Here is a 7,298-nt window from a genome sequence, read left to right on the forward strand (position 1 = left end):
CGTAAAAAACCGTGAGCACACTCGCGAGAGCCCGCTGCGTCTTCGGCGCCCACCCCTCCGCCATGGACACCGTCCTCGCGGTGGTCGTCCTGGTCTGCATGGTCGCCGGCTCCTTCGTGGACCCGCACGGACCGGAGGGCGTCAGCTGGGGGCTGCGCACCCCCGACGCGCTCAGCCTCGCCCTCATGACGGCCGGCGCCGCCGCGCTCGCCTTCCGGCGCCGCCAGCCGATGGCGGTCCTCGTCGTCACCGGCTGCGTCTCCGTCGTCGAGAGCATCACCGGCGACCCGCGCGCCCCGGTGGTCATGTCGGCCGTCATCGCCCTCTACACCGTCGCCGCCTCCACCGACCGGCCCACCACCTGGCGGGTCGGCCTGCTCACCATGACCGTGCTCACCGGCGCCGCGATGCTGGCCGGCCCGCTGCCCTGGTACGCGCAGGAGAACCTCGCCGTCTTCGCCTGGACCGGCATCGGCGCCACCGCCGGGGACGCGGTCCGCAGCCGCCGCGCCTTCGTGCAGGCCATCCGGGACCGGGCGGAGAAGGCCGAGCGCACCCGGGAGGAGGAGGCGCGCCGCCGCGTCGCCGAGGAACGGCTGCGCATCGCCCGCGACCTGCACGACGTGGTCGCCCACCACATCGCCCTGGTCAACGTGCAGGCCGGGGTCGCCTCGCACGTCATGGACAAGCGGCCGGACCAGGCCAAGGAGGCGCTCGCCCACGTACGGGAGGCCAGCCGCTCCGCGCTGGACGAGCTGCGGGCCACCGTCGGCCTGCTCCGCCAGTCGGGCGATCCGGAAGCACCGACCGAGCCCGCCCCGGGCCTCGCCCGCCTCGACGAACTCGTCGGCACCTTCCAGCACGCCGGACTGCGGGTCGAGGTGGCCCGCACCGACCAGGGCACCGACCTGCCGGCCGCCGTCGACCTGGCCGCCTACCGCATCATCCAGGAGGCGCTGACCAACGTGCAGAAGCACGCGGGACGGCAGGCGAAGGCCGAGGTCAGCGTCGTACGGGTCGGCCCGGACATCGAGGTGACCGTCCTCGACGACGGCAGCGCCGGGGGCGAGGCCCCCGACGGGACCGCCGAGGGCGGGGGACACGGGCTGCTCGGCATGCGCGAGCGTGTCACCGCCGTGCGCGGCACCCTCACCACCGGTCCCCGCTACGGCGGCGGTTTCCGCGTGCATGCGATCCTTCCGGTCAGGAGCCGCACCGACGCCGCCACCGAAGCCACCGAAGCCACGGGGGACCCCGCATGACGATCCGTGTCCTGCTCGCCGACGACCAGGCGCTGCTGCGCAGCGCCTTCCGGGTGCTGGTCGACTCCGAGCCCGACATGGAGGTGGTGGGGGAGGCGTCCGACGGCGCGGAGGCGGCCCGGCTGGCCGCCGAGCAGCGGGCCGACGTGGTGCTGATGGACATCCGGATGCCCGGCACGGACGGTCTCGCCGCCACCCGCATGATCAGCGCCGACCCGTCCCTCGCCCACGTCCGCGTGGTCATACTGACCACCTTCGAGGTCGACGACTACGTGGTGCAGTCGCTGCGGGCCGGGGCCTCCGGCTTCCTCGGCAAGGGCTCGGAGCCCGAGGAACTGCTCAGCGCGATCCGGGTCGCGGCCGGGGGCGAGGCGCTGCTGTCGCCGACCGCCACCAAGGGGCTGATCGCCCGCTTCCTCGCCCAGCAGGACACCGCCGACCAGGACCGCGACCCGGCCCGGGCCGAGCGTCTGGAGTCGCTGACCGTGCGCGAGCGCGAGGTCCTGGTCCAGGTGGCCGGCGGGCACTCCAACGACGAGATCGCCGAGCGCCTGGAAGTCAGCCCGCTCACCGTGAAGACCCACGTCAACCGGGCCATGGCCAAGCTGGGCGCCCGCGACCGGGCCCAGCTGGTCGTCATCGCCTACGAATCCGGGCTGGTCCGTCCAAGGGTGGAGTGACCTCTACCCGCGTGTACTGCGGAGGGAGTAGGCGCGGGATAAGGAACTGGACCTGGGACCTAGGGATACCGGGCCGCCCATGGCCCAGGGTGTTGGGGTGGGCGCCCAGCTGTGTGCCCGCGACCGGCGCTGCCATGTGCCCCGTCCCCCGCTCGGCCACAGAAGAGAGACCCTGATCCATGTCCTGGCTGTCGAGATTCAGCCTCGCGCAACGGGCCCTGATAGGCCTGATGTCGATCGTCGCGCTCGCCTTCGGCGCGATCGCCATCCCCCAGCTCAAGCAGCAGCTGCTGCCCACCATCGAACTGCCCATGGTGTCCGTGCTGGCTCCGTACCAGGGCGCCTCGCCGGACGTGGTCGAGAAGCAGGTCGTCGAGCCGATCGAGGACAGCCTGGAGGCCGTCGACGGGATCTCGGGCGTCACCTCCACGGCCAGTGAGGGCAACGCCGTCATCATGGCGTCCTTCGACTACGGCCCGGACAACCAGCAGCTCGTCGCCGACGTCCAGCAGGCCGTGAACCGGGCCCGCGCCCAGCTCCCGGACGACGTGGACCCGCAGGTCATCTCCGGCTCGACGGACGACATCCCGACCGTCGTCCTCGCCGTGACCTCGGACAAGGACCAGCAGGCGCTGGCCGACCAGCTCGACAAGACGGTCGTCTCCGAGCTGAAGGACATCGACGGCGTCGCCCAGGTCGTCGTCGACGGCGTCCGCGACGTCCAGGTCACCGTCACGCCGGACCCGGCGAAGCTGGCCGCGGCCAAGGTGAGCCCGCAGGTGCTCGCCCAGTCCCTCCAGGCGGGCGGCGCGACCGTCCCGGCCGGTTCCTTCGACGAGGCGGGCGCCAACCGCACCGTCCAGGTCGGCGGCGGCTTCACCTCGGTCAAGCAGATCCAGGACCTGATGGTCACCGGTGAGGGCGTCGACGAGCCGGTCCGCCTCGGCGACGTCGCCACCGTCAAGGAGGAGGAGGCCAAGGCCGACTCCCTCACCCGCACCAACGGCAAGCCGTCCCTCGCGGTCGCCGTGACGATGGACCACGACGGCAGCGCGGTCTCCATCTCGAACGCCGTCGAGGACAAGCTCCCCGACCTGCGCGAGCAGCTCGGCTCCGGTGCCACCCTCACGGTCGTCAGCGACCAGGGCCCGGCCGTCTCCAAGGCCATCTCCGGCCTGACCACGGAGGGCGGACTCGGTCTGCTCTTCGCCGTCCTGGTCATCCTGGTCTTCCTGGCGTCGATCCGCTCCACCCTGGTCACCGCGGTCTCCATCCCGCTGTCGGTGGTGCTGGCGCTGATCGTCCTGTGGACGCGCGACCTGTCGCTCAACATGCTGACGCTGGGCGCGCTGACCATCGCCATCGGCCGCGTCGTCGACGACTCGATCGTGGTCCTGGAGAACATCAAGCGGCACCTCGGCTACGGCGAGGAGCGCAAGGACGCCATCCTGAACGCCGTCCGCGAGGTCGCCGGGGCGGTCACCTCGTCCACCCTCACCACGGTCGCCGTGTTCCTGCCGATCGGCCTGGTCGGCGGCATGGTCGGCGAGCTGTTCGGCTCCTTCAGCCTCACCGTCACCGCGGCGCTGCTGGCGTCCCTGCTGGTGTCGCTGACGGTCGTCCCGGTGCTGTCGTACTGGTTCCTGCGGCCCCCGAAGGGCACTCCGGAGGACGCGGCCGAGGCCCGCAGGCTGGCCGAGGAGAAGGAGGCCAAGAGCCGCCTCCAGCGCTTCTACGTCCCCGTGCTGCGCTTCGCCACCCGCCGCCGCCTGACCAGTGTGGCCATCGCGATCGTCGTCCTGGTCGGCACCTTCGGCATGGCGCCGCTGCTGAAGACCAACTTCTTCGACCAGGGCGAGCAGGAGGTCCTCAGCGTCAAGCAGGAGCTGAAGCCCGGCACCAGCCTCGGCGCGACCGACGAGCAGGTGAAGAAGGTCGAGAAGCTGCTCGGCGACACCGAGGGCGTCAAGGACTACCAGGTCACCATCGGTTCGTCCGGGTTCATGGCCGCCTTCGGCGGCGGCACGGACACCAACCAGGCCTCCTACCAGATCATGCTGGAGGACTCGGCGTCCTACGACGACGTCCAGGACCACATCGAGGACGGGCTGGCGAAGCTCGGCGACGGCATCGGCACCACCACGATCGCCGCCGGTGACGGCTTCGGCGCCCAGGACCTGAGCGTCGTCGTCAAGGCGGCCGACGCGCAGGTGCTCCGCGACGCCGCCGAGCAGGTCCGCAAGACCGTCGCGGACCTCGACGACGTCACCGACGTCACCAGCGACCTGGCGCAGAGCGTGCCGCGCATCTCGGTCAAGGCCAACGCGAAGGCCGCCGACGCCGGGTTCACCGACCAGACGCTCGGCGCGGCCGTCGCCCAGGCGGTGCGCGGCACCCCGGCGGCCAAGGCGACCCTGGACGACACCGAGCGCGACGTCGTCATCAAGTCGGCGCAGCCCGCCCGGACGATGGCCGAGCTGAAGGCGCTGAACCTGGGCGCGGCCAAGCTCGGCGACATCGCCACCGTGCGGCTGGTGGACGGCCCGGTCTCGATGACCCGCATCGACGGCCAGCGCGCGGCGACCATCACCGCCAAGCCGACCGGCGACAACACCGGCGCGGTCAGCACCGACCTCCAGTCGAAGATCAACGGGCTGGACCTGCCGGCCGGCGCCACCGCCGAGATCGGCGGCGTCACCGCGGACCAGGACGAGGCCTTCGTCAACCTGGGCCTGGCCATGCTCGCGGCGATCGCCATCGTCTTCATGCTGCTGGTGGGTACCTTCCGGTCGCTGGCCCAGCCGCTGATCCTGCTGGTGTCCATCCCGTTCGCGGCGACCGGCGCGATCGGCCTGCTGATCGCCACGGGCACTCCGATGGGCGTCCCGGCGATGATCGGCATGCTGATGCTGATCGGCATCGTGGTCACCAACGCGATCGTGCTGATCGACCTGATCAACCAGTACCGCAAGCAGGGCTACGGCGTCGTCGAGGCCGTCGTCGAGGGCGGCCGCCACCGGCTGCGCCCCATCCTCATGACGGCCCTGGCGACGATCTTCGCCCTGCTCCCGATGGCGCTGGGCGTCACCGGCGAGGGCGGCTTCATCGCCCAGCCGCTGGCAGTGGTCGTCATCGGCGGTCTGATCACGTCGACCCTGCTGACCCTCCTCCTGGTCCCGACCCTCTACGCGATGCTGGAGCTCCGCAAGGAGCGCCGCGCGAAGAAGCGGGCCGCGAAGAAGGGCGGCGGCGACGTACCGCCGCAGCCGGCGGCGTCGGACGAGCCGGAGCCGGCGCAGGTCTGACGGCGGCGGCTGAACGCAGGAGGGTGTCCCCACCGCTCGGTGGGGACACCCTCCTGCTCTGCCGCTGCGAGAACCGCCTACGGCAGCGCCAGCATGCGCTCCAGGGCCAGCTTCGCGAACGCCTCCGTCTCCTGGTCCACCTCGATGCGGTTGACCAGGGTGCCCTCGGCGAGGGACTCCAGCGTCCAGACCAGGTGCGGGAGGTCGATGCGGTTCATGGTCGAGCAGAAGCAGACCGTCTTGTCGAGGAAGACGATCTCCTTGTCCTCGGCGGCGAAACGGTTCGCCAAACGGCGGACCAGGTTCAGCTCGGTGCCGATGGCCCACTTGGAACCGGCCGGGGCCGCCTCCAGGGCCTTGATGATGTACTCGGTCGAGCCGACGTAGTCCGCGGCGGCGACGACCTCGTGCTTGCACTCCGGGTGCACCAGGACGTTCACGCCCGGTATGCGCTCGCGCACGTCGTTGACCGAGTCGAGGCTGAAGCGGCCGTGCACCGAGCAGTGGCCCCGCCACAGGATCATCTTCGCGTCGCGCAGCTCCTGCGCCGTCAGCCCGCCGTTCGGCCGGTGCGGGTTGTAGACGACGCAGTCCTCCAGGGACATGCCCAGGTCCCGCACCGCGGTGTTGCGGCCCAGGTGCTGGTCGGGCAGGAAGAGGACCTTCTCGCCCTGCTCGAACGCCCAGTTCAGGGCGCGCTCGGCGTTGGAGGAGGTGCAGATGGTGCCGCCGTGCTTGCCGGTGAACGCCTTGATGTCCGCCGACGAGTTCATGTACGACACCGGCACGACCTGCTCGGCGATCCCGGCCTCGGTCAGCACGTCCCAGCACTCGGCGACCTGCTCGGCCGTGGCCATGTCGGCCATGGAGCATCCGGCCGCCAGGTCGGGCAGGACCACCTTCTGGTCGTTCGAGGTCAGGATGTCGGCCGACTCCGCCATGAAGTGCACACCGCAGAAGACGATGTACTCGGCCTCCGGGCGCGCCGCCGCGTCCCGGGCCAGCTTGAAGGAGTCGCCCGTGACATCGGCGAACTGGATGACCTCGTCGCGCTGGTAGTGGTGACCGAGCACGAAGACCTTGTCACCGAGCTTCTCCTTGGCCGCACGGGCGCGTGCGACCAGGTCCGGGTCGGAGGGCGAGGGCAGGTCACCGGGACACTCCACACCGCGCTCGCTCCTCGGGTCGGCCTCGCGGCCGAGCAGCAGCAGGGCGAGGGGCGTCGGCTGTACGTCGAGCTCCTGGGTTTGGGCGGTGGTCACGACACGCACCCTTTCTACTTTCGTCGACCCTTTTCGTCGAACTGACGCTATATATCATAACCGGTTCACGTCACTTTGACGATGCCCATAGTGTCGGTGTGACATGAATCCCGGTGCCCGGGCGGCCTTCCACAGCCGCTGACCCTCTGTGCGGGCATGTGCGAGCATGAAGGGAACGCCGAGGACAAAGACTCGGTCCCGCCCGGAATGAATCCGCGGCTCCGTCGGTTGAACCGTCGGCAAGCAGTCTCCGTACAACCCGGGAGAGATGTAGATGTCCGTATCGGACGAGACCACCACCGTCACCGACGGCATCATCCTGACCGACGCCGCCGCGGCCAAGGTCAAGGCCCTGCTCGACCAGGAAGGCCGCGACGACTTGGCGCTGCGCGTCGCCGTCCAGCCCGGCGGCTGCTCCGGCCTGCGTTACCAGCTCTTCTTCGACGAGCGTTCCCTCGACGGCGACGTGGTCAAGGACTTCGGCGGCGTCAAGGTCACCACCGACCGCATGAGCGCCCCGTACCTGGGCGGTGCCACCGTCGACTTCGTGGACAGCATCGAGAAGCAGGGCTTCACGATCGACAACCCGAACGCGACCGGCTCCTGCGCCTGCGGCGACTCCTTCAGCTGACGGCTGACGGCTGACGGCTGGCCGGCCGAGTCGCGCCGCACCCGAGTGCGCGAGAAGGGCGGGGGGGGCGGGGGGGTGCCCCGGGCCCCCCCCCGACTGGAACCCCCCCCCGCGGGGCGCCCCACCCCCGCCCGCCCCGCGCACCCCCCCCGCCCCCC

5 protein-coding genes are annotated in these 7,298 nt (G+C 70.9%); 4 read left to right on the forward strand and 1 reads right to left on the reverse strand.

The genetic code is table 11. The features are described from left to right. Positions 1-11 precede the first annotated feature (11 nt). The 3 genes from ACH4D3_RS40895 (at position 12) to ACH4D3_RS40905 (ending at position 5,247) form a co-directional block, all read left to right on the forward strand. On the forward strand, positions 12-1,262 hold the full coding sequence (locus ACH4D3_RS40895) for a sensor histidine kinase (RefSeq protein WP_398332836.1): 1,251 nt from the start codon (positions 12-14) through the stop codon (positions 1,260-1,262). After that, positions 1,259-1,942 (forward strand): response regulator, encoded by a 684-nt coding sequence (locus ACH4D3_RS40900; RefSeq protein ID WP_398332837.1) that lies wholly within the window; start codon positions 1,259-1,261, stop codon positions 1,940-1,942. Before ACH4D3_RS40895 ends, ACH4D3_RS40900 begins: the two co-directional genes overlap by 4 nt. Before the next feature lie 179 nt (positions 1,943-2,121). Next, entirely contained in the window at positions 2,122-5,247 is a 3,126-nt protein-coding gene (locus ACH4D3_RS40905) for an efflux RND transporter permease subunit (RefSeq protein WP_398332838.1), read from the forward strand. Between the two features lie 77 nt (positions 5,248-5,324). On the opposite strand, the gene nadA is transcribed toward ACH4D3_RS40905, so the two are convergent. After that, entirely contained in the window at positions 5,325-6,509 is a 1,185-nt protein-coding gene (gene nadA, locus ACH4D3_RS40910; protein WP_109032094.1) for a quinolinate synthase NadA, read from the reverse strand. Positions 6,510-6,783: 274 nt separating this feature from the next. Here nadA and ACH4D3_RS40915 point away from each other — a divergent pair, with 274 nt between their 5' ends. Beyond that, positions 6,784-7,140, forward strand: a complete 357-nt coding sequence (locus ACH4D3_RS40915; RefSeq protein ID WP_386910004.1) for an iron-sulfur cluster assembly accessory protein — start codon at positions 6,784-6,786, stop codon at positions 7,138-7,140. The last annotated feature ends 158 nt before the right edge of the window (positions 7,141-7,298 follow it).

This window comes from Streptomyces sp. NPDC018026, from assembly GCF_044327745.1.
Taxonomy (GTDB): Bacteria; Actinomycetota; Actinomycetes; order Streptomycetales; family Streptomycetaceae; genus Streptomyces; species Streptomyces rubrogriseus.